The organism is Tsukamurella ocularis (assembly GCF_024807615.1).
Lineage (GTDB): Bacteria > Actinomycetota > Actinomycetes > Mycobacteriales > Mycobacteriaceae > Tsukamurella > Tsukamurella ocularis.
The window spans coordinates 586,969-607,295 of record NZ_JANUCJ010000002.1 but is presented as its reverse complement, the minus strand read 5'-3'; the positions used below and the strand labels follow the sequence as shown (position 1 = coordinate 607,295).

Sequence of the window (20,327 nt, the reverse complement as noted above, 5' to 3'; positions counted from 1 at the left end):
CGCAGTATTGGTGCCGCGAATTTCCGACAGTGCGCCTCCGAGACCGTTCGACGCGCTCGGACCGGGCGATTTGCACTCGCCGGATACCCTGGTGAAGTGATCGAATCAGCCTCCACCAGCACCACCGGCGCCCGGACGTATCAGGTCAGAACGTACGGCTGCCAGATGAACGTGCACGATTCCGAGCGGCTCTCGGGCCTGCTCGAGGACGCCGGCTACGTGCGTGCGGACGGCGGCGAACAGGCCGACCTCGTGGTCTTCAACACCTGCGCGGTCCGGGAGAACGCCGACAACAAGCTGTACGGCAACCTCAGCCACCTCGCGCCGATCAAGCGGGAGCGGCCCGGCATGCAGATCGCCGTCGGCGGCTGCCTCGCCCAGAAGGACCGCGGCACCGTCGTCAAGAAGGCCCCGTGGGTCGACGTGGTCTTCGGCACCCACAACATCGGCTCCCTGCCCACCCTGCTCGAGCGGGCGCGGCACAACGAGAAGGCCGAGGTCGAGATCAAGGAGGCGCTGGACGCCTTCCCGTCGACGCTGCCCGCCCGCCGCGAGAGCGCCTACGCCGGGTGGGTCTCCATCTCGGTCGGCTGCAACAACACCTGCACGTTCTGCATCGTGCCGAGCCTCCGCGGCAAGGAGGTCGACCGCCGCCCCGGCGACATCCTCGCCGAGGTCCAGGCCCTCGTCGACCAGGGCGTCTCCGAGGTCACGCTGCTCGGCCAGAACGTCAACGCCTACGGCGTGAACTTCGCGGACCCCGAGCTGCCGCGCGACCGGGGCGCCTTCGCCGACCTGCTGCGCGCCTGCGGCCGCATCGAGGGCCTCGAGCGGGTCCGGTTCACCAGCCCGCACCCGGCCGAGTTCACCGACGACGTCATCGACGCCATGGCGGAGACCCCGAACATCTGCCCCCAGCTGCACATGCCCCTGCAGTCCGGCTCGGACCGCGTGCTCAAGGAGATGCGCCGCAGCTACCGCAGCACCAAGTTCCTCGGCATCCTCGACCGCGTCCGCGAGCGGATCCCGCACGCCGCGATCACCACCGACATCATCGTCGGCTTCCCGGGGGAGACCGAGGAGGACTTCCAGGCCACCCTCGACGTGGTCGAGAAGGCCCGGTTCAGCTCCGCCTTCACCTTCCAGTACTCGATTCGCCCCGGTACTCCTGCCGCGGACCTGCCCGACCAGCTGCCGAAGAAGGTCGTGCAGGAGCGCTACGACCGGCTCATCGCCCTGCAGGAGCGGATCACGCTCGAGGAGAATCGGAAGCAGGTCGGCCGGCGGGTCGAGCTACTGGTCGCGCTCGGCGAGGGCCGCAAGGACGCCGAGACCAAGCGCATGTCCGGGCGCGCCCGCGACGGCCGGCTCGTGCACTTCGCCGGCGACGAGGGCATCCGGCCCGGCGATGTCGTCGAGGTCGAGATCACGGGCGCGGCTCCCCACCACCTGGTCGCGGACGGCGGCGTGCTCAGTCACCGCCGCACCCGCGCGGGCGATAACGTGGAGGCCTCCATCACCCCCGTCACGGCGCCCGTCGGCGTGGGGCTCGGACTGCCGCCGGTCGGCCGCCCGGCGCCCACCGCCGCACCTGCGCCGACGGGGTGCTCGACCTGCTGATCGCCTCTACGACGACCTGTAGGAGACAACGCCCGGTGCGGGGTGGACAATGGACTCCATGAACGCCGACAGCGAGAACCCCCGGAGCGCCGAAGAGCTGGAGAGCCTGCGGACGCAGGTCGAGTCCGTCGAGCGCAAGCTCGCCGGCGAGTTCCAGGTCAGCCCGCGGATCCTGGTGGCCGCGATCGCCGTGGTCGTGGTGATCGGCTCGCTCGCGTTGCCGCACACCGGGTCGGTGACCGGCATCGAGATCATCACCGGCGACCCGCACATCGAGGGCAGCTCGCTGGTGATCGTCTCGAAGATCTTCGTCTGGCTCGAGGTGCTGTTCGGCGTCTTCGCCTCCGGCGCTGCGCTGCTGACCCGCCGCTGGGTGCTGTCCGTGATCGCGGGTGCCGGCTGCGGCGTCGCGATCGTCTTCGGCCTCCTGTCGGTGTGGTCGCGGCAGACCACCGGGCTGCACGGCGAGCCGCCCACAGGCGCCGGGATCGGCCTCTACCTGGGCTGGCTCGCGATGATCGTGCTCGCGATCGTGTGGATCAAGACGATCTGGGCCCGCACGCCGTTCCAGCTCGCCGCCGAGCAGGAGCGCCGCGACGCCGCCTCCCAGTGGGACGAGTTCGCCCGGTCGAACCGCATCGGCCAGCAGCCGCCGCGCCCGCAGCGCCCCACCGACGAGAACTGACGTTCAGTCCTCGCGGTAGATCCGTTCGCGGAGGCGCCGGATCAGTTCCCGCTCGTCCTCGACCGAGACGGTGCGTTCGGGCTCGGTAGCCCGTTCGACGGTGCGCGTGACCAATTCGCCGAGGTAGGTCTCGGGATGCTCCAGGAAGCGTTGCCAGTGCCGGACCAGTTCGAGGTCGCGCCACGGGGTGGGGGTCGGGCCCGCGGGTGTCATCTCGATGACCTGCGCGCCGGGCAGCGCCGTCAGGACCGGTGAGTGGGTGGCGCAGATGATCTGCGAGCCGCTGTCGCGCAGCTGGCCGAACAGCGCGACGAGCCGCAGGCACGAGTGGAAGGACAGCGCCGACTCCGGCTCGTCGAAGACGTAGAAGCCGGGCGCGGTGAGCATCGTCTCGAAGATGCTGAAGAAGCCCTCGCCGTGGCTGAGGACGTCGACGTCGTCCCAATAGCCGGGCTTCCCGCTGTACCGCGCGTTCATCTCCAAAACTGTCTCGGCGCGGAGGAAGAAGCCGTGCCGGCTCGTCCTGGGGCCACGCCGCATCGCGAGGCCACGGTGCGTGAGGTCGAGGAGGAGTGCCTCGCCGAGTGGGGTCTTCTCGGTATCGAGGTTGCCGCCGAGGACCGCGGCGCGCCCGCCTCGGGCATCGAGCCCGAACTGTTCGGCGATGGCCTCCACGAACGTCGACTTGCCCGAGCCGTTCTCGCCGACGACGAAGGTCACCGCCGCCGTCAGCGGAACGCGGGCCCCGTCGATCAGCGGCCGCAGGGCAGGCACCTCCCGCACCCACCGCGGGAGCCCGCGGCCCGACCCCCCGACTCGGACGCCCTCGACGAACACCGCGCTCTAGCGGTTCTCGACCGCGCCCTCCGCGGCATCGGCCCACTCGCGCCACTGCTGCGCCTGCTCGCGCAGCCGCACGGCGTCCTTGGTCTTGCCGGCGCTCTCCGCCTTCTCGGCCTGCTCCTCGAACTGCGCGACGCGGTCCCGGAACTGCGCGGCGCGAGCCGCGGCCTCGGGGTCGCTGCGGCGCCACTGGGTGTCGTCCGCGGCCTTGATCTTCTTCTCGAGCGCGCGGATCCCGGCCTCGAGGGAACCCATCTGCTCGCGCGGGACCTTGCCGATCCCCTCCCACTTGTCCTGCAGCTCGCGCAGTGCGGCCTTCTGGGCGGGGAGACCCTGCGCCGACTCGATGCGCGGCGTGTACTCGTCGAGCAGCGCCTGCTTGGCCTTGCCGTTCTCGGAGAACTCCGCGTCCCGCTCGTCGGCGGCGGCGTTGCGTGCCGAGAAGAACTCGTCCTGGATGCCCTTGAACCGGGCCCACAGCGCGTCGTCGGTGTCGCGCGGCGCGCGGCCGGCCGCCTTCCACTTCGAGAGCAGGTCGCGGAACTTCGCCGAGGTCTCGCCCCACGAGGTGTCGTTCTTGAGCTTCTCCGCCTCGGCGATCAGCTCCTCCTTGCGCGCCTTCGCACCGGCACGCTCGCGATCGAGCTCGGCGAAGTGCGCGCCGCGTCGCTTATTGAAGGCGTCGCGGGCCTTGGAGTAGCGCTTCCACAGCGCGTCGTCGGTCTTACGGTCGACGCCCTTGATCGTCTTCCACTCGTCGAGCAGGGTGCGCATCCGGTCGCCCGCGGTCTTCCACTGGGTGGCCTCGGCGGCGATCTGCTCGGCCTCCGCGGCCAGCGCCTCCTTGCGGGCGATGCCCTCGGACCGGCTCTTCTCGCGGTCGGCATGCGCGGTGACGATGGCGGTGTCGGCGCCTGTGAGGAGCGCACCGACACGGGCGGCGAGGCCGTCAAGATCGCCCACGACGGCCGCGGTAGGAAGCGTGTCCGCGACCTGCTGGGCCGCGGTGCGGATCTTCTTCGGGTCGCCGGTGCCGCTGGCCAGGCGTTCCTCGAGCACCTCCACCTCGGTGGCGAGCTCGTCGTACTTGCGGCCGAAGTGCGCGAGGCCCTCCGCGGACTCGCCGGCCTGCCACGAACCGACGGCGCGCTCGCCGCCCGAGGTCACGACGTAGACGGTGCCGTCCTCGTCGACCCGGCCGTGCTTGGTCGGATCGGACGCCGGGCGCGTGCGCGGCGCGGCCTGCGCAGCGGCGGGGGCGTGGGGGCGCGGACCGCCGGGGCGGGGGCCGGGATGCGGCTTGGGGCCGGGCCGGGCGCCCGGCGTCGGCTTGGGAGCCGCGTTCTCGATCGGGGTGGTCTCGGCGATCGGTTCGTTCTCGGCCACGGGGCTCCCCTTCGTCTGCGCCGCGCGTCACGGCTGCCGGTCGTCATGGACCCGCACAGTGCGCGGGCCCGGATCCATTGAAGCACTCCGCGGGCGCCCTGGCGCGATCGATTAGCGTTCTTCTCGTGCACCCGTCCCAGAGCGGCCACCGGCCCGTGGCCCTGATCCCTGGCGCTCCGCTGCTCGTTCCCGAGCTGGTGGGCGCCCCCGGCGACCCGGATGCCGACCGGGTGCGCGCGGCCGTGCTCGCCGCCGGCGCGTGGCTCGGCGCCCGCGCCCGCACCTGGCGTGTCGTCGCATCCGCGCCCGTGACCAGGGGCGACGCGGCCTCCGCGGGAACCTTCGCCGGGTTCGGTGCCGATGTCATCGTCACGACGGGGCCGGGCGCACCGTCGAACGACCTGCCCCCGAGCCCGACGTGGCCGCTCCCGCTGCTGCTCGCGGCCTGGCTCCGGGGGCGCGCGGCACCGTCGGCCCGGATCGTCGACGACGGCGACGCGGAGGGCGTGCTCTTCGTGCTCGACGGCCCGAACACCCTCACCGCTCGCGCGCCCGGCGGTCATCGACCCGAGGACGAGGCCGTCTTCGATGCCCAGGTCGCCGCCGTCCGTGCGGGCGGCCCCATCGACGGGCTCGACGAGGGCTGGCGCGCCGCCGCCGCGGCCTGCGCGGGCGGACCCGTCGACGTGCTCTACCGCGACGCCCCGTTCGGCGTCGGCTATCTCGTCGCCACCGGTGGTGCGGGGTGACGGCGCCTCGCCCGATCGCCGTCGTCGGACCCACCGCCACGGGGAAGTCGGATCTCGCGCTCGACCTCGCCGAACGGCTGGACGGCGAGATCATCAACATCGACGCCATGCAGATGTACCGGGGCATGGACATCGGCACCGCCAAGCTGCCCGTCGAGGAGCGGCGCGGGATCCCGCACCATCAGCTCGACGTGCTGGAGGTGACCGAGACCGCCACCGTCGCCGCGTACCAGGAACGCGCCCGCGCGGACGCCGAAGCGCTGCTCGCCGCGGGCCGCACCCCGGTCATCGTCGGCGGCTCGATGATGTACTTCCAGGCCCTGCTCGACGAGTGGAGCTTCCCCGCGACCGACCCCGAGGTGCGCGCACGGTTCGAGGACCGGCTCGCCGAGATCGGCCCGCTCGCCCTGCACCGCGAGCTCACGGCCCTCGATCCCGCGGCCGGGGCGAAGATCCTCACCACCGACGGCCGCCGGATCGTCCGCGCCCTCGAGGTCGTGACCATCACGGGCGAGCCCTTCGCCGCGTCCGCGCCCGAGATCGGCCCGGCGCGCTGGGACACCGCGATCGTCGCCCTCGACCGCGACACGGAGGAACTCGACGCCCGGATCGACCTGCGCACCCGGCGCATGTTCGACGGCGGTCTCGTCGACGAGGTCCGGGCCCTCGAGGAGCGGGGCCTGCGGGAGGGCGTCACCGCGTCCCGCGCGATCGGCTACGCCCAGGTACTCGCCGCGCTCGACGGCGAGTACGACCTCGAGCAGGCGCGCGAACTGACCTTCATCGGCACGCGGCGGTACGTCCGCCGCCAGCGGTCGTGGTTCCGGCGCGATCCCCGCGTCGTCTGGCTCGACGCCGCGGCGCCGGACCTGCTCGATGCAGCGCTCGCCGCGCACGGCGCCCCGCCCTGGCGGCCATGACGCGCCCGTAGACTGGTTCCCATGACCGCAGTGGACTTCCTCAAGGGCCACGGCACGGAGAACGACTTCGTGATCCTGCCGGACCCGGGCGTCGACATCGACCTCACGCCCGAGCTCGTCGCCGTCCTCTGCGACCGCCGCGCCGGCATCGGCGGCGACGGCGTGCTCCGCGCCGCCCGCGCGGGTGAGCTGCTGGACGCGGGCGTCCTCGACGCGCTGCCCGCCGGCGTGGCCCGCGAGGACTGGTTCATGGACTACCGCAACTCCGACGGCTCGATCGCCGAGATGTGCGGCAACGGCGTCCGCGTCTTCGCCCACTTCCTCGCCGCGAACGCGCTGGTCGCGGGGGACGAGTTCACCGTCGGTTCCCGGGCCGGCGGCAAGCCGGTGCGCGTGCACCACGCCGATCCCGAGACCGCCGAGGTCTCCGTCTCGATGGGCGAGCCCCGCGTCTTCGGCGCCTCGTCCGCCGGGGTCGACGGGCGCGACCTCGCCGGGATCGCCGTCGACGTGGGCAACCCGCATCTCGCCTGCGTCGTGCCGGGCCTCACCGAACAGGACCTGCTCGCCCTCGACGTCGCGAGCGCGCCCACCTTCGATCACGGGCTGTTCCCGCACGGCACCAACGTGGAGGTCATCACCCCGCTGGCCGACGGTGCCGTGCACATGCGCGTGCACGAGCGCGGCTCGGGGGAGACCCGGTCCTGCGGCACCGGCACCGTCGCCGCCGCGGTCGCGGCCCTGCGCGCCGCGGGCCTCGAGACCGGCGCGGTCGACGTGCACGTACCGGGCGGGGTCGTCACCGTCACCGTCGAGGTCGACGGTGCCGTGCTCCGCGGCCCGAGCCGGCTCGTGGCGTCCGGCACCGCGCGCCTCTAGCGCGGACCGCCGCGTTCAGCCCTGGGAAAACCCGCGTGACCTCCCATGTCCCGACGTGCCACACTGGAGGCATATGACAGACATGGATACCTGGGAGCCGGCCCCGACCGTCGGCGAACTCCAGTTGCAGGAGCGCTCGTCGCTCCGTCGCGTCGTCGGCCTCTCGACCGAGCTCGATGACGTCACCGAGGTCGAATACCGCCAGTTGCGCCTCGAGCAGGTCGTGCTCGTGGGCGTGTGGACGTCCGGTTCCGCGGCGCAGGCCGATGCCTCGCTCGCCGAGCTCAAGGCCCTGGCCGAGACCGCGGGCTCCGCGGTCCTCGAGGGACTGATCCAGCGTCGCGACCGGCCCGACCCCGCCACGTACATCGGTTCCGGCAAGGCGCACAAGCTCCGCGAGGTCGTCCTCGCGACCGGCGCCGACACGGTGATCTGCGACGGCGAGCTCACGCCCGCCCAGCTCAACGCCCTGGAGAAGGTGGTGAAGGTCAAGGTCATCGACCGCACCGCCCTGATCCTCGACATCTTCGCCCAGCACGCGACGTCCCGTGAGGGCAAGGCGCAGGTCAGCCTCGCGCAGATGGAGTACATGCTGCCCCGTCTGCGCGGCTGGGGTGAGGCGCTGTCCCGGCAGGCCGGTGGTCGCGCGGGCAGCAACGGCGGAGTGGGTCTCCGCGGTCCGGGTGAGACGAAGATCGAGACCGACCGTCGCCGGATCCGCGAGCGGATGGCGAAGCTGCGCCGCGAGATCAAGGGCATGAAGCAGGCCCGGGACACCAAGCGCGGCGCGCGCCGCCGCTCGGGCGTGCCCGCCGTGGCGATCGCCGGGTACACCAACGCCGGCAAGTCGAGCCTGCTGAACGCGCTTACCGACGCTGGCGTGCTGGTGCAGAACGCGCTGTTCGCCACCCTCGACCCGACCACCCGGCAGGGCGTGCTGACGGACGGCCGCGATGTCGTCTTCACCGACACCGTCGGCTTCGTGCGGCACCTGCCCACCCAGCTCGTCGAGGCCTTCCGGTCGACGCTCGAGGAGGTCGTCGACGCCGACCTGCTCCTGCACGTCGTCGACGGCAGCGACGTGATGCCGCAGCGCCAGATCGACGCCGTCCGGCAGGTGCTGCGCGACGTCGCGGGGGAGCGGGAGGCGTCGCTGCCGCGGGAGTTGCTCGTGGTCAACAAGATCGACGCGGCAGATCCGGTCGTGCTGGCCCAACTGCGCGTCGCGCTGCCCGAGGCGGTCTTCGTCTCGGCGCACTCGCGCGAGGGCATCGACGAGCTGCTCGAGCGGATGACGCAGCTCATCACCGCCGGCGACGTCGAGGTCAGCACCCTCCTGCCCTACGACCGCGGCGACCTCGTCGCGCGGATCCACGCCGAGGGCACCGTCGTCAGCGCCGAGCACGAGGCCGACGGTACGCGGATCGTCGCCCGGGTCCCCGGGTCCCTCGCCGGAGCCCTGGCGCAGTACCCGGCGTCGTGAGCGAGACCCGCGGCCTGCCGCCCTCGGCGTCCGCGCGCGCCGCGCTCGCCCTCGCCGTCGGCGCCGCCACGACGGTGGCCGTCGGCGTCCCGCTGGGCTTCTCGCTGGGCGCGCTGCTCGGCATCGGCGCGGCGGCCGCGGTCTTCGCCGCCGTCGGGTGGTTCGTGTTGTGGCCGCTGGACGACGCCGCCACCCGGGCGACGGTGCGCCGCGAGAACTTCCGGCCCCGGGTCGCCGAGCTCGTGGTGGGGGTGATCGCGATCAGCGGCCTCGCGGCGATCGTGATCCTGCTGCTCGCGGGCCGCACCGACGCGCGGAACGTGGCAGCGGCGGGCGCGCTGCTCGCCGCTTTCGCCGTGTGGGCCTCGCTGCACCTGACCTACGCCACGCAGTACGCCGCGCTCTACTACGGCGACGAGGGCGACGAGCCGGGTGGTATCGACTGGGGGACAGACGTCCCGCCCGCCTACCGCGACTTCTTCTACTTCAGCTACAACCTCGGCATGACCTATCAGGTCTCCGACAACTCGGTGTCCACCCGGGAGCTCCGCAGCGTGGTGCTGCGGCACTGTCTGCTGTCGTACGCCTTCGGCACCGTCATCCTCGCGACGGCGATCAACCTCGTCGTCGGCATCGTCTCTGGCTAGGTCCGACCCGCGCCGTCGAGGAGCAGCTCAACGACGGCCGCAGCCTTGTCCGGCTGGGACGGTGTACCGATGATCATGTCGGACCACAGGAACGACTCCGCGAGCCGGACGATCGCATAGGCGAGGTCCGCCCGAGATACGCCGCGGGCGGCGTCGGAGGTCGGGACGGCGATGTCGGCCAGCCAGCCCGCGACCCACTCGATCAGCCGCGCCTGCACCACGCTGCCGCCCGACTGCAGAACCCGCATCGCGAACTCCGGTTCGTCCGTGGCGAATCCGGCGAGCGGGGGATAGTCGCGCACCTCGTGCGCGAGCCGCCCGAACGAGCGGAGGAAGGCCGCGCGGTCGCGGACCGGCTCGTCGGCCTCGACCCGTGCGATCGCCTGCGCGATGCCGAGCCAGATCGCCTCGCCCACCACCTGGTCGCGGCCCTCGAACCACCGGTACAGCGTGGCCCGGCCGATCCCGCTCGCCTTCGCGAGCTGCCCCAGGTCCACCCGGCGGCCCTCGCGGAACCACTGCGCGGCGCGGTGGATCACCTCCACCTGGTTGTCAGGACGCTCCGGATGAGACATACTTCTATTTTGTCTCGCCAGCGCGAGGGTGTCAACGAGGGGAAGACCCGGATGGATGTGACGTTCACGGCGGAGGAAGAGGCCTTCCGCGACGAGGTGCGGGAGTTCCTCGACACGCACCTCACCGACGATCTGCGGGCGGCCGGAAGGCTGGCGACCAGCGTCTACTCCGATCACGAGGCGAGCCTCGCGTGGCAGGCGATCCTGCATGAACGGGGCTGGGCGGCGCCGGCGTGGCCGGTCGAATGGGGCGGCTGCGACTGGTCGGTCGCGCAGCACTACATCTTCTCGCGGGAATCCGTGCTGGCCGGCGCACCCTTCCTGTCGCCGATGGGGATCCGGATGGTGGCGCACGCCATCGTGAAGTTCGGGACCGAGGAGCAGAAGAAGTTCTTCCTCCCGGGCATCCTCGACGAGTCGGTCTTCTTCTGCCAGGGCTACTCCGAGCCCGAATCCGGTTCGGACCTCGCCTCGCTGGCGATGCGCGCGGAGTCCGACGGCGACGACCTCGTGCTCACCGGATCCAAGATCTGGACCACGCACGCCCGCGAGGCGAACTGGATGTTCGCCCTGGTGCGCACCTCGAAGCAGGAGCGCAAGCAGCAGGGCATCACCTTCCTGCTGCTCGACATGACGGTGCCCGGCATCGAGATCCAGCCGCTCGTCATGGCCTCCGGCGAGGAGGTGCAGAACGTGGTCTTCTTCGACAAGGTCCGGGTGCCGAAGGCCAACGTGCTGGGGAAGATCGACGAGGGCTGGACGGTCGCCAAGTACCTCCTGGAGTTCGAGCGCGGCGGCGGCGCCGCGGCACCCTGGATGCAGGTCTCGCTCGACCGGCTCGCCGAGGAGGCGACGACGGTGCCCGGCCGCGGCGGCCGGCCGTTGTCCGAGGACGACGACTTCCGGCTCGGACTGGCGGAGCTGCGCGCCCGCGTCGACGTCCTGGAGATCCTCGAACACCGCTCGCTCGCCGTGCTCGCCGCGGGCGGCAACCCGGGCACCGCGTCATCGATGCTCAAGATCCTGGGCACGGAGCTGAGCCAGGCGATCACCGAGTTCATCCACTTCAGCGCCGGCCCCCGCGGCCGGCTCTATCAGCCGCACGTCACGCGGCCCGGCGGCCCGGTGGTCGAGTACCTGCCGCCGGCCGACGGCGCGCACAGCGGAGACCTGTGGCAGGCCGTTGCGCCGCTGCGCTACTTCAACGATCGTGCGGGCTCGATCTACGCGGGCTCCAACGAGATCCAACGGAACATCCTGGCGAAAGCGGCATTGGGGCTGTAGATGGACTTCACACTCACCGACGAACAGACGATGCTGCGCGACGCCGTGCGGTCCTATCTCGCGGGCCGGTACCCGCTGGTGGAATCGCGCAGCGCCGCGAGGTCCGCTGCGCGCTGGCAGCCGGCCGTCTGGCAGGCCTTCGCCTCCGAGCTGGGCATCCTCGCCGCGACCCTGCCCGAGTCCGTGGGCGGCCTGGGCGGCGGACCCGAGGAGATGATGGTGATCGCCGAAGAACTCGGCGGCGCGCTCGTCGTCGAGCCCTACGTCGGCACCGCCGTCGTGGGCGCCGCCCTGCTCGGCGGAGCGGGCGGCGCGGCCGCCGACGCGGTGTTGTCCGCGATCGCGGACGGCGGAGCGCGGATCGCTTTCGCGCTCACCGAACCCGAGTCCGGGCGCGAGTCCTGGGACGTCCAGACGATGGCCGCGCGCGACGGTGACGAGTACGTGTTGTCCGGGGCGAAGATCGTGGTCGCGGACCTGCCCGTCGCGACGCACCTGATCGTCGCCGCCCGCACCGCCGGGGAGCGGCTCGACCGAGACGGGCTCTCGCTCTTCCTGCTGGATTTCGACCCGCAGGCCCCGCCCGCCGGGGTGAGCGCGCAGTACTTCCGCACGATCGACGATCACCACACGGGCGATCTGGTGTTCGCCGATCTCCGCGTGCCCGCATCCGCGCGGCTCGGCGCCGAGGGTCGGGCCTGGGACGTCATCGAACGCGCCCTCGACGACGGTGCCGCAGCGGTCTGCTGCGAGGCGGTCGGGATCATGCGCCGCGTGGTGGCGGACACGGTGGCCTACGCCAAGCAGCGGCGTCAGTTCGGCGTCCCGATCGGCTCCTTCCAAGCGCTGCAGCACCGCATGGTGGACATGTCGCTCGAGCTCGAACAGTCCGTCGCGGCGAGCTATCTCGCGGTGCTCAACCTCGACGCAGAGCCGCAGGTTCGGCGTCGCGCCGTCTCGGCGGCGAAGATCACCATCGCCCGTGCTGCGCGGTTCGTCGGGCAGAACGCGGTCCAGCTGCACGGCGGCATGGGCATGACGGAGGAGCTGGCGATCGGGCACTGCTTCAAGCGGCTCACCGCGATCGAGACCGAGTTCGGTTCCGCGACCGACCACCTGCACCGGTACGCGGAGGCGAGCGCGGGCTAGCGGGGACTGGTCAGCGACGCGGCAGCGTGGAGGACGGCGGCGCGGACGGCCGCTGGGACGCGCGGCCCGACGGTGACCGCGAGCGCGATCGGCGGCAGGTGCGGCATCGTGTCGACGGTGACCAGGCCATCGGTCGCGTCGATGGCGGGGAGCAGTGTGACTCCAAGGCCGCTGCGGGCCGCGGAGTACAGGCCCGCGAGATTCGCGGCCTCGGCGGCGATCGTGTAGGCGATCCCGTTGCGCGCGAGCGCGTCCGCCGCGGGCGCGCGCAGGACGCACGGGTCGTCGAACAGGAGGACGGGCACCGTGTCGGCTGGGCGTTCCCACTCCCGGGCGGCGTACCACCGCAGGTCGATGGGGCCGACCGCGTCCGGGTGATCGCCGGCGGCGAGGAAGACCGCCACGTCGGCGAGTCCGCGGTCGACGGCACCCGCGATCTGCGCGCTGCGATCGAACCGGAACTGGGCGGCCCATCCTCCCGGGAGAGCGCCGAAGCCGCGGCTGAGCTCGGGGATGAGGCGATCGGCGCCGTGCTCGGTCGCGGCGACCGATAGCGTGCGGGTCGTGGGGGAAGCGAGCGCGTGGACGGCGGCGTCGTGCGCGTCGAGGATCGTCTGGGCGTGCCCGAGGAGCCGGTTGCCGTGATCGGTGAACCGGATTCCCCGGCCCGCCTTCTCGACGATGATGCTGCCCGTCGACTTCTCGAGCCTGCGCAGGTGCGCGCTGACGGTCGACTGCGTGAGGTGCAGCGTTTCCGCGGCGCGGTGGACTCCGCCGCAGCGGGCGATAGCCACCACGCTGCGCAGTGGGACGATGTCCAGGATCGGGTCCGGCATAACTGAACGATAGAGCCGATCGATCGCGATCGTCAATCATTGTTGGACGGCCGGGGCCTGCGCGTTCGACCATCGAGTTATGAGAATTCCGCCGATGCTCGCGCTCGCCGTCGTGGTGCTGTACGCCTTCGGGTATCCGCTGGGTGCCCTCGGGATCGCGGCGATGAGCCCGTTCCTGCTGCTATTCCTGCGGTTCGCGGTCTCAGGGGTGTTGATGCTCGGCCTGGTGCGCGCGACCGACCGGCGCTTGCCGAGGGGCGCCGACCTGGGACACGCCGTCGTCGTCGGGCTGCTCACGCAGGCCACGCAGTTCCTGGGCTGCTACCTGGGACTGCAGGCGGGCGTGCCTGCGGGGGTCGCGGCCCTGATCATCGGCGTCAACCCGGCGGTGACGACGGTGGTGGCCCGGATAGCGCTCCGCGAGCGGCTCACGGTCCGCCGCTCGGCGGCCGCTCTGTTGGGGCTAGCGGCGGTCGTCACGGCGTGCTGGTCGACGGTGCCGGCGCTGGCCCACGCCGGGGCGGGGATCGGCTTCACGCTCATGGGCCTGGCGGGCATCGCCGTGGGCGGGGTGTATCAGCAGCGGTTCTGCCGCGACGTGGATCCATTGGCCGGGAATGCGATCGGCATGGTGGTCGCGGCTGTGCCGGCCGGCGCCCTCACGCTGTTGTTCGGCGCGGCGGTGAGCGATCCCGTGCAGGGCGCCCTCGTGCTCGTGCTGATGGTGCTGCTGAGTTCGATGACGGCGACGACGCTGTACTTACGCGTGATCGGCATCGCCGGGGCGAGCGGCGCCGCGATGCTCTTCGCTGTGATCCCGTCGGTCTCCGCGCTGTTCGCCTTCCTGATGCTGGGCGAAGCGATCCATCCGGGCGTGCTTGCCGGGCTGGTGCTCGGCGGAGTGGCGTGCGCGCTGGCGTCGCTCGGTGGACGACGAACGCCGGCCCCCGACCGTGTGGTCGACGAGCCGGCGCGTCCGGAGGCGGGTGCGGTCAGATCCGACGCATCACGGTGACGACCTTGCCCAGGATCACTGCGTCGTTGCCGTGAATCGGGTCGAAGGCGGGGTTGTGTGGCATCAGCCAGACGTCGCGGCCCGTGCGCCGGAAGGTCTTGACGGTGGCCTCGCCGTCGAGCATCGCTGCGACGATGTCGCCGTTCTCGGCGACGGACTGCTGGCGCACGACGACCCAGTCCCCGTCGCAGATCGCGGCGTCCGTCATCGACTCGCCGACCACCTTGAGCAGGAACAGCGAGCCCTCGCCCACGAGCTCACGGGGGAGCGGGAAGATCTCTTCCACCGCCTCCTCCGCCAGGATCGGGCCGCCCGCGGCGATGCGCCCCAGCACCGGAACGAAGGCGGGCTCCGGCATCCGGTCCTCGTCCTCCATGACCTTCTGGATGACCTGCGCGGTGCGCTCCTCGGCGCCCTGGACATTCACGGCGCGGGGGCGGTTCGGATCGCGGTGCAGGAAGCCCAGGCGCTCCAGGGTGCGGAGCTGATGCGCCACGGAAGAGGTGGAGGTGAGGCCCACCTCGTCGCCGATCTCCCGGATGCTCGGGGGATAGCCGCGCTCGCGGACGGAGCGCCGGATGACTTCCAGGACCTGCTTCTGGCGACGGGTGAGGTGATCCTCGGAGACGTTGCCCTGTGCGTCGCGGAAGCGCTTGTCCCGGTGTTGAACCTGTCGCTCATCTGTCATGTGTCGCTCCTCACGCCCGTTCGGTTCCGACTCCACTGTAGTCCAGCTCGAACGACCTGACAAACATCTGTTCGAGAAATTTGCCCGCGTGTCTTCCGCTCGCTCGAGGGGTGTGGTAGAAATCGAACAGAAGTTCTCTCGAACACTTGCACGCACTCCGGTGTGACTGGTGGGGCTGGATTGAAAACTTGTCAGTCCCCTCCGATAGACCAGTAGGTGAGCGAGAAGGACCCGCTACCGACGAAGGAGAGATCATGACCGCGATCATCGATCGGGACGTCATCACTGCAGCGCAGAGCGCCGCCGCCGAGGCGCAGGCGCTCGTGCGGCACGGTTCGGCGGCCGCCGACCGGCGCGGCGCGACCCGGGCCCGCGGGGTCTCGCCGCGGCTCGCCCGCAGCCGCGGCCGGGAGGTCTCGGCGCTCTCGATCACCTCGTCGAACGGCGCCGGAGAGGGTCTTGTTCGAACGGAGCCCACCGCCGTCCGCGTGACCGGTGCCCGCGGGTCCGCTCGGCGCGCCGTCGAACGCCCGGGCGTGCGTTCGGCGGGGCGCCGCGCACCCCGCGGCTACTCGCGCGCCGACGGCTGCGCGCGCCGCACCCCCGGCCCGTCCGTCGCGGCGTGCGTCCTGTTCGCCGTCGGCGTCTTCGCCGCGCTGTTGGTGCTGTTCGGCGGCGCGCCCCAGGCGGAGCCCGCGCCCGCCGGTGCGGCGCAGCCCGCCCTCACCTCGGTCGTGACGGTCCGTGCCGGCCAGGACCTCGCGCAGATCGCCCGTGAGATCGCGCCCGAGCGCGCTCAGGCCGCCGTCGTCGCGGAGATCTCGGAGATCAATGGCCTGCAGGGCGGCCGCGTGCACGCGGGGCAGACCCTCGTCACCCCGCGCTACTGACCATCACCCACGAGCGAAGGAGACGCAGATGACCACCCGCATGGCGATAGTGGATTCCCGGCAGGGCGGGCGCTCCGCCCACCTCGACAACGTGGTGCCGTTCCCGTGCCGAGTATTCTCGGAGTCGAGATCGCGGGGCACGTCGGTGGCAGGGGCCACCGTGCTGCAACTGCCCCGCCGGACGTCCGAGCGCAGCCGCGCGGGAGGTGGACCGATGTATTGCCCGTTCTGCAAGAACGAGGACACCCGTGTGGTCGATTCGCGTGTCTTCGACGACGGGCAGGGCATTCGCCGCCGCCGCTCCTGCAACGAGTGCGGGCGCCGCTTCACCACCGTCGAGAGCGCGGTGATGGCCGTTGTGAAGCGCAACGGCGTCACCGAGCCCTTCAGCCGCGAGAAGGTCGTCAAGGGCGTGCGCCGCGCGTGCCAGGGCCGCGACGTCGCCGAGGACGATCTGCACAAGCTCGCCCAGCAGGTCGAAGAGGCGATCCGCGCGATGGGCGTGGCCGAGGTGCCCGCGAACGAGGTCGGCCTCGCCATCCTCGGGCCGCTCCGCGACCTCGACGAAGTCGCCTACCTGCGGTTCGCCTCCGTCTACCAGGGGTTCTCGTCCATCGAGGACTTCGAGGCCGCCATCCGCGACCTCCGCACCCGGGCCGCCGCGGCGGACCCCACCGACGCGGCGTAGCCCGTTTCCCCGCGCCGGCCGGCGCGGCCGACTCTCAGGTCAGAGCCGCGATCGCGGCCAGCACCTTCTTCTCCGAGACCGACCCGGCGGTGCCGAGCGACTGCGCGAACAGGCTGACCCGCAGTTCCTCGATCAACCAGTGCACCTGGTCCAGCGCTGCGTCCCGCCGATGCTCGGGCAGTGTGTCCAGCTTCGCGGTCAGGGCGCCGTAGACGCGATCCAGTGTCGTCATGCCGCGGTCGTCCCGGTCGATCGACGCGGGTAGCGCGGCCCAGCGCGTGGCGGCACCCGCGGTGTAGCGCGGCAGGTGTTGCAGATGGACGTCCGGAGTGGCCGCGACGAAGCCGCTGAACAGCAGCCCGTCGAGCTGTTCGGCGATGTCCTCCGCCGCGTCGCGCAGCGCCGGCGGCGCGGACGCGATCGCGCCTCGAACCTCGGTGGCCGTCGCCACCGCGGCGGCGACGTCGGCGAAGTTGTGCTGGACCGCCTCGCCGAGCCCGGCGCGCACCGTCGCCGTGAGCGACGCGAACTCGTCCGGCGTCCATGCGAGGCCCGCGCGGACACGGAGATCCGTGATGGCGCGCCGCCGGCAGTCGGCCACGAGGTCCATCGGCGTCGCGTACGGGCTCTGCGACAGCGCCAGCCGTTCTCGCTGCCCGACGGACTGCAGCACCGACTTGTGCGCCGCCGGGAGGACGTTGGCGAGGAGCGCGTCGAGCCCGGCCCCCATCAGCGCGGTCTGCTCCGGCTCCGCGGCGACCACCTTCACGCCCGCGGCGTCACCGGCGGGGTAGAGTGTGCCGAAGCCGGTCACGCGGCTGCCGCGCACCTCGGTGTCGATGGTCCGCGGCACGTCGCCGAGAGTGTCCGCGGTCCACTGCTTCGCCGGAGCGCGCTCGTACGCCCCGGCGCGGCTCGACAGGTCCTGCTGCACCGCGGCCCCGAGTTTGCGCTTGAGGGCGTCGAGGTCCTTGCCGGTCCCGAGCACGCGGCCGTCGTCGCCGATCACCGTGAACGTCACCCGCAGGTGATCGGGGATCGCGCCGGTGGAGAAGTCCCCGGCGCGGATCACGGTGCCGGACAGCTGCGTCAGCTCGCGGGCGAGGCCCTCGGTGAGCGGCTCCGCGCGCGGGGTGAGGCGCGCGAGCGCGGCCGTGGCGAAGTCGGGGGCCGGCACCACCTCGCGGCGCAGCTGCTTGGGCAGCGACTTGATCAGCGCCACCGCGAGCTCCTCGCGCATCGCGGGGACGAGCCATTCGAAGCCGTCCGCGCGGACGGTGGCCAGGTCCTTGACGGGGATCCGCGCGGTGACGCCGTCGTCGGCCGCCCCCGGCTCGAAGCGGTACTTCAACGGGACCTCGATGCGGCCCTGCAGCCACGACGTCGGGTACGCCTCCGCCGTGACGTCGGCGGCACCGTCGGCGAGGAGGTCGTCGGCGGAGAAGTCCAGCAGCGCGGGATCGGTCCGCGAGGTCTTCTTCCACCAGGAGTCGAAGTGGCGTGCCGAGACGATGCCCTCGGGAATCCGTCGGTCGTAGAAGTCGTACAGGCCGTCCTCGTCCACGACGATGTCCCGGCGACGCGCCTTGTCCTCCAGGTACTCCACGTCGTCGAGCAGCGCCCGGTTCCGGGCGAAGAACGGGTGCCGCGTGCGCCACTCGCCCTGGACGAGCGCGTGCCGCAGGAAGAGCTCCCGCGCCGCGACGGGGTCGATGCGGCCGAAGTTCACCGTGCGGTCAGCCACCAGCGGTACACCGAAGAGCGTGACCCGCTCCTTGGCCAGGACAGCCTCCCGCTTCGTGGACCAGTGCGGCTCGGAGTAGTGGTGCTTCGCGAGCGGCCCGGCCAGCTTCTCGGCCCACTCGGGCTCGATCTTGGCGACGGTCCGCGCGAACAGCCGCGAGGTCTCCACGAGCTCACCGGCCATGACGAATCGCGGTGGCTTCTTGGCGAGTGCGGAGCCGGGGAAGACCAGGAACTTCGCGTTGCGCGCGCCCAGGAACTCTCTGCCGTCCGGCTCGCGCAGCCCGATCTGTGACAGCAGTCCGGCAAGCATGGCCTGGTGAATGAGATCGGGCGAGGGTGCCGGCTCCCGGCCGAGCGAGTCGAGCTTCCATCCCAGGTCCCGGCAGATCTGCCGCAGTTGGCCCTGCAGGTCCTGCCACTCGCGGATCCGCACGTAGTGCAGGAACTCCCGCTGGCACTCGCGGCGGAAGGCGCTGGAGGTCAGCTCCGCGCGCCGGTCGCCGAGGTGCCGCCACAGGTTCAGGTACGAGAGGAAGTCCGAGGTGGGGTCGGCGAAGCGGGCGTGCTGCGCGTCGGCGGCCTGACGGTGCTCGGCGGGGCGCTCGCGCACGTCCTGGATGGACAGTCCGGCGACGATGACGAGCACCTCGGGGAGCACCCCGAACTCGCGGGCAGCGACCAGCATGCGCGCCATGCGGGGGTCGACGGGCAGGTCCGCGAGCTGACGGCCGACGGCGGAGAGGCGCTTGTGACCTTCCTGGGCATCCTCGAGCGCCCCCAGCTCCTCCAGCAGCGCCGTGCCGTCGCGGACGGCCCGCTCGTCGGGCGGCTGCACGAACGGGAAGGCCGAGACCTCGCCCAGCTCCAGCGCGGTCATCGAGAGGATGACCGAGGCCAGGTTGGTTCGTAGGATCTCGGGGTCGGTGTACACGGGCCGCGCGTCGAAATCGTCCTCCGAGTACAGGCGGATCGCGATGCCGTCGGACGTGCGGCCGCAGCGGCCGGAGCGCTGCTGCGCCGAGGCCTGCGAGACCGGTTCGATGGGGAGGCGCTGCACCTTGGTGCGCACCGAGTACTGCGAGATGCGTGCGGTGCCCGTGTCCACGACGTACTTGATGCCGGGCACCGTCAGCGAGGTCTCGGCGACGTTGGTGGACAGCACGATCCGCCGGCCCGTGTGCGGGGCGAAGACGCGGTGCTGCTCGGCGGAGGACAGGCGCGCGTAGAGCGGCAGGATCTCGGTCCCGGGCTGCACGTGCGCCTGCAGCGCCTCGGCGGCGTCGCGGATCTCGCGCTCGCCGGAGAGGAAGACGAGCACGTCGCCAGGCGCCTCGCGGGAGAGCTCGTCGACGGCGTGCACGATCCCGGTGACCTGGTCGAGCGGCTCGGAGTCGTCGGTCATCTCGTCCAGCGGGCGGTACCGGATCTCCACCGGGTAGGTGCGGCCGCTGACCTCGATGACGGGGGCGGGGGCACCGTCGGGCTTCGCGAAGTGGGCGGCGAACCGCTCCGGCTCGATGGTCGCGGAGGTGACGATCACCTTGAGGTCGGGCCGGCGGGGCAGAAGCTGCCGCAAGTACCCCAGGAGGAAGTCGATGTTGAGGCTGCGTTCGTGGGCCTCGTCGATGATGATCGTGTCGTAGTCGCGCAGCAGCCGGTCGCGGGTGAGCTCGCGCAGCAGGATGCCGTCGGTCATCAGCTTGACCGAGGTCTTCGTCGACACCCGGTCGGTGAACCGCACTGCGTAGCCGACGGCGTCGCCGAGCTCCGATGTCGTCTCCTCGGCGATGCGCTCGGCGACGCTGCGCGCGGCGAGCCGCCGGGGCTGAGTGTGCCCGATCATGCCGCGCACGCCGCGGCCGAGCTCGAGGCAGATCTTCGGCAGCTGCGTCGTCTTCCCCGAGCCGGTCTCGCCCGCGAGGATGATGACCTGGTTCTCGGCGATGGCCTTGGCGATCTCCTCGCGCCGGGCGCTGACGGGCAGGTTCTCGGGGTAAGCGATCGCCGGCACCGCCGCCGTGCGCTCGGCGTAGCGCGCCCGCGCGGTTTCGATCTCGCGGGCCAGCTTCGGCAGGTCGGAGGGCTTGGCGCGCTTGAGTCTTCCGCGGAGGCGGGCCTCGTCCCGGAGCGTGAGCGCGGGGTCGGCATCGGTGCCGAGCGCGGCGTACAGATCGCGCTTCGACGGTCCGCCCGCGCCGTCGTCTCGTGCGGTGCGCGTCTCCTGCTTCGTCATTTGCGACTAGT

General features: G+C 71.8%; 18 protein-coding genes. 12 read left to right on the top strand and 6 right to left on the bottom strand.

The window, feature by feature from the left end; all coding sequences use genetic code 11:
- Nucleotides 1-99: 99 nt before the first annotated feature.
- Together miaB and HNP44_RS08985 are read left to right on the top strand one after the other, a co-directional pair.
- Nucleotides 100-1,620: a tRNA (N6-isopentenyl adenosine(37)-C2)-methylthiotransferase MiaB gene (miaB, locus tag HNP44_RS08990; RefSeq protein ID WP_259140294.1), complete on the top strand. Its 1,521-nt coding sequence runs from the start codon at nt 100-102 to the stop codon at nt 1,618-1,620.
- Nucleotides 1,621-1,678: 58 nt separating this feature from the next.
- A complete protein-coding gene (locus HNP44_RS08985; protein WP_259140084.1) occupies nt 1,679-2,305 on the top strand; it encodes an Rv2732c family membrane protein in 627 nt (208 codons plus the stop codon).
- A 3-nt stretch (nt 2,306-2,308) separates the two neighbouring features.
- Here the strand turns inward: HNP44_RS08985 and HNP44_RS08980 are convergent, their stop codons facing one another.
- A complete protein-coding gene (locus HNP44_RS08980) occupies nt 2,309-3,079 on the bottom strand; it encodes an AAA family ATPase (RefSeq protein WP_259140086.1) in 771 nt (256 codons plus the stop codon).
- A gap of 69 nt (nt 3,080-3,148) precedes the next feature.
- Nucleotides 3,149-4,534 carry a DUF349 domain-containing protein gene (locus HNP44_RS08975; protein ID WP_259140088.1) on the bottom strand — a complete coding sequence of 462 codons (1,386 nt, stop codon included), beginning with the start codon at nt 4,532-4,534 and terminating at the stop codon, nt 3,149-3,151.
- A 125-nt stretch (nt 4,535-4,659) separates the two neighbouring features.
- On the opposite strand from HNP44_RS08975, the gene HNP44_RS08970 reads away from it, so the two are divergent.
- The 5 genes from HNP44_RS08970 (at nt 4,660) to HNP44_RS08950 (ending at nt 9,212) form a co-directional block, all read left to right on the top strand.
- Nucleotides 4,660-5,283: a hypothetical protein gene (locus HNP44_RS08970; RefSeq protein ID WP_259140093.1), complete on the top strand. Its 624-nt coding sequence runs from the start codon at nt 4,660-4,662 to the stop codon at nt 5,281-5,283.
- Nucleotides 5,280-6,203, top strand: coding sequence for a tRNA (adenosine(37)-N6)-dimethylallyltransferase MiaA (miaA, locus tag HNP44_RS08965; RefSeq protein ID WP_259140094.1), 924 nt, complete (start codon nt 5,280-5,282; stop codon nt 6,201-6,203). Before HNP44_RS08970 ends, miaA begins: the two co-directional genes overlap by 4 nt.
- 30 nt (nt 6,204-6,233) lie before the next feature.
- Nucleotides 6,234-7,082, top strand: coding sequence for a diaminopimelate epimerase (gene dapF, locus HNP44_RS08960; protein WP_259140297.1), 849 nt, complete (start codon nt 6,234-6,236; stop codon nt 7,080-7,082).
- Between the two features lie 73 nt (nt 7,083-7,155).
- Complete coding sequence (hflX, locus tag HNP44_RS08955; RefSeq protein ID WP_259140095.1) at nt 7,156-8,565, top strand: GTPase HflX; 1,410 nt, start codon at nt 7,156-7,158, stop codon at nt 8,563-8,565.
- Nucleotides 8,562-9,212, top strand: coding sequence for a DUF1345 domain-containing protein (locus HNP44_RS08950; protein WP_259140100.1), 651 nt, complete (start codon nt 8,562-8,564; stop codon nt 9,210-9,212). The genes hflX and HNP44_RS08950 overlap by 4 nt, the downstream gene beginning before the upstream one ends.
- On the opposite strand, the gene HNP44_RS08945 is transcribed toward HNP44_RS08950, so the two are convergent.
- Entirely contained in the window at nt 9,209-9,787 is a 579-nt protein-coding gene (locus tag HNP44_RS08945; protein WP_259140106.1) for a QsdR family transcriptional regulator, read from the bottom strand. The genes HNP44_RS08950 and HNP44_RS08945 overlap by 4 nt on opposite strands.
- 51 nt (nt 9,788-9,838) lie before the next feature.
- Between HNP44_RS08945 and HNP44_RS08940 the strand changes: the two genes are divergently transcribed.
- Both HNP44_RS08940 and HNP44_RS08935 read left to right on the top strand, forming a co-directional pair.
- The gene (locus HNP44_RS08940) at nt 9,839-11,071 is read left to right on the top strand and encodes an acyl-CoA dehydrogenase family protein (RefSeq protein ID WP_259140107.1); all 1,233 of its coding nucleotides are present in this window, start codon (nt 9,839-9,841) and stop codon (nt 11,069-11,071) included.
- The gene (locus HNP44_RS08935; protein ID WP_259140108.1) at nt 11,072-12,220 is read left to right on the top strand and encodes an acyl-CoA dehydrogenase family protein; all 1,149 of its coding nucleotides are present in this window, start codon (nt 11,072-11,074) and stop codon (nt 12,218-12,220) included. It abuts the gene before it with no gap.
- Here the strand turns inward: HNP44_RS08935 and HNP44_RS08930 are convergent.
- Nucleotides 12,217-13,056 carry a LysR family transcriptional regulator gene (locus HNP44_RS08930; RefSeq protein ID WP_259140109.1) on the bottom strand — a complete coding sequence of 280 codons (840 nt, stop codon included), beginning with the start codon at nt 13,054-13,056 and terminating at the stop codon, nt 12,217-12,219. The genes HNP44_RS08935 and HNP44_RS08930 overlap by 4 nt on opposite strands.
- A 79-nt stretch (nt 13,057-13,135) precedes the next feature.
- On the opposite strand from HNP44_RS08930, the gene HNP44_RS08925 reads away from it, so the two are divergent.
- Nucleotides 13,136-14,071 (top strand): DMT family transporter, encoded by a 936-nt coding sequence (locus tag HNP44_RS08925; protein ID WP_259140111.1) that lies wholly within the window; start codon nt 13,136-13,138, stop codon nt 14,069-14,071.
- Here the strand turns inward: HNP44_RS08925 and lexA are convergent.
- Nucleotides 14,049-14,759, bottom strand: a complete 711-nt coding sequence (gene lexA / locus HNP44_RS08920; RefSeq protein ID WP_224645781.1) for a transcriptional repressor LexA — start codon at nt 14,757-14,759, stop codon at nt 14,049-14,051. The genes HNP44_RS08925 and lexA overlap by 23 nt on opposite strands.
- 254 nt (nt 14,760-15,013) lie before the next feature.
- On the opposite strand from lexA, the gene HNP44_RS08915 reads away from it, so the two are divergent.
- Both HNP44_RS08915 and nrdR read left to right on the top strand, forming a co-directional pair.
- Complete coding sequence (locus HNP44_RS08915) at nt 15,014-15,649, top strand: hypothetical protein (protein WP_259140113.1); 636 nt, start codon at nt 15,014-15,016, stop codon at nt 15,647-15,649.
- 214 nt (nt 15,650-15,863) lie between these two features.
- A complete protein-coding gene (gene nrdR / locus HNP44_RS08910; protein WP_224645796.1) occupies nt 15,864-16,337 on the top strand; it encodes a transcriptional regulator NrdR in 474 nt (157 codons plus the stop codon).
- A gap of 34 nt (nt 16,338-16,371) precedes the next feature.
- On the opposite strand, the gene hrpA is transcribed toward nrdR, so the two are convergent.
- Nucleotides 16,372-20,316 (bottom strand): ATP-dependent RNA helicase HrpA, encoded by a 3,945-nt coding sequence (hrpA, locus tag HNP44_RS08905; RefSeq protein WP_259256869.1) that lies wholly within the window; start codon nt 20,314-20,316, stop codon nt 16,372-16,374.
- Between the last annotated feature and the right edge of the window lie 11 nt (nt 20,317-20,327).

What these genes read in the sequence shown, in the direction of transcription:
- HNP44_RS08985 (WP_259140084.1), top strand. Translation starts at nt 1,679, where the DNA reads ATGAACGCCGACAGCGAGAACCCCCGGAGCGCCGAAGAGCTGGAGAGC.
- hflX (WP_259140095.1), top strand. Translation starts at nt 7,156, where the DNA reads ATGACAGACATGGATACCTGGGAGCCGGCCCCGACCGTCGGCGAACTC.
- HNP44_RS08945 (WP_259140106.1), bottom strand. Translation starts at nt 9,787, where the DNA reads ATGTCTCATCCGGAGCGTCCTGACAACCAGGTGGAGGTGATCCACCGC.
- HNP44_RS08940 (WP_259140107.1), top strand. Translation starts at nt 9,839, where the DNA reads ATGGATGTGACGTTCACGGCGGAGGAAGAGGCCTTCCGCGACGAGGTG.
- HNP44_RS08935 (WP_259140108.1), top strand. Translation starts at nt 11,072, where the DNA reads ATGGACTTCACACTCACCGACGAACAGACGATGCTGCGCGACGCCGTG.
- HNP44_RS08930 (WP_259140109.1), bottom strand. Translation starts at nt 13,056, where the DNA reads ATGCCGGACCCGATCCTGGACATCGTCCCACTGCGCAGCGTGGTGGCT.
- HNP44_RS08925 (WP_259140111.1), top strand. Translation starts at nt 13,136, where the DNA reads ATGAGAATTCCGCCGATGCTCGCGCTCGCCGTCGTGGTGCTGTACGCC.
- lexA (WP_224645781.1), bottom strand. Translation starts at nt 14,759, where the DNA reads ATGACAGATGAGCGACAGGTTCAACACCGGGACAAGCGCTTCCGCGAC.
- HNP44_RS08915 (WP_259140113.1), top strand. Translation starts at nt 15,014, where the DNA reads ATGACCGCGATCATCGATCGGGACGTCATCACTGCAGCGCAGAGCGCC.
- nrdR (WP_224645796.1), top strand. Translation starts at nt 15,864, where the DNA reads ATGTATTGCCCGTTCTGCAAGAACGAGGACACCCGTGTGGTCGATTCG.
- hrpA (WP_259256869.1), bottom strand. Translation starts at nt 20,316, where the DNA reads ATGACGAAGCAGGAGACGCGCACCGCACGAGACGACGGCGCGGGCGGA.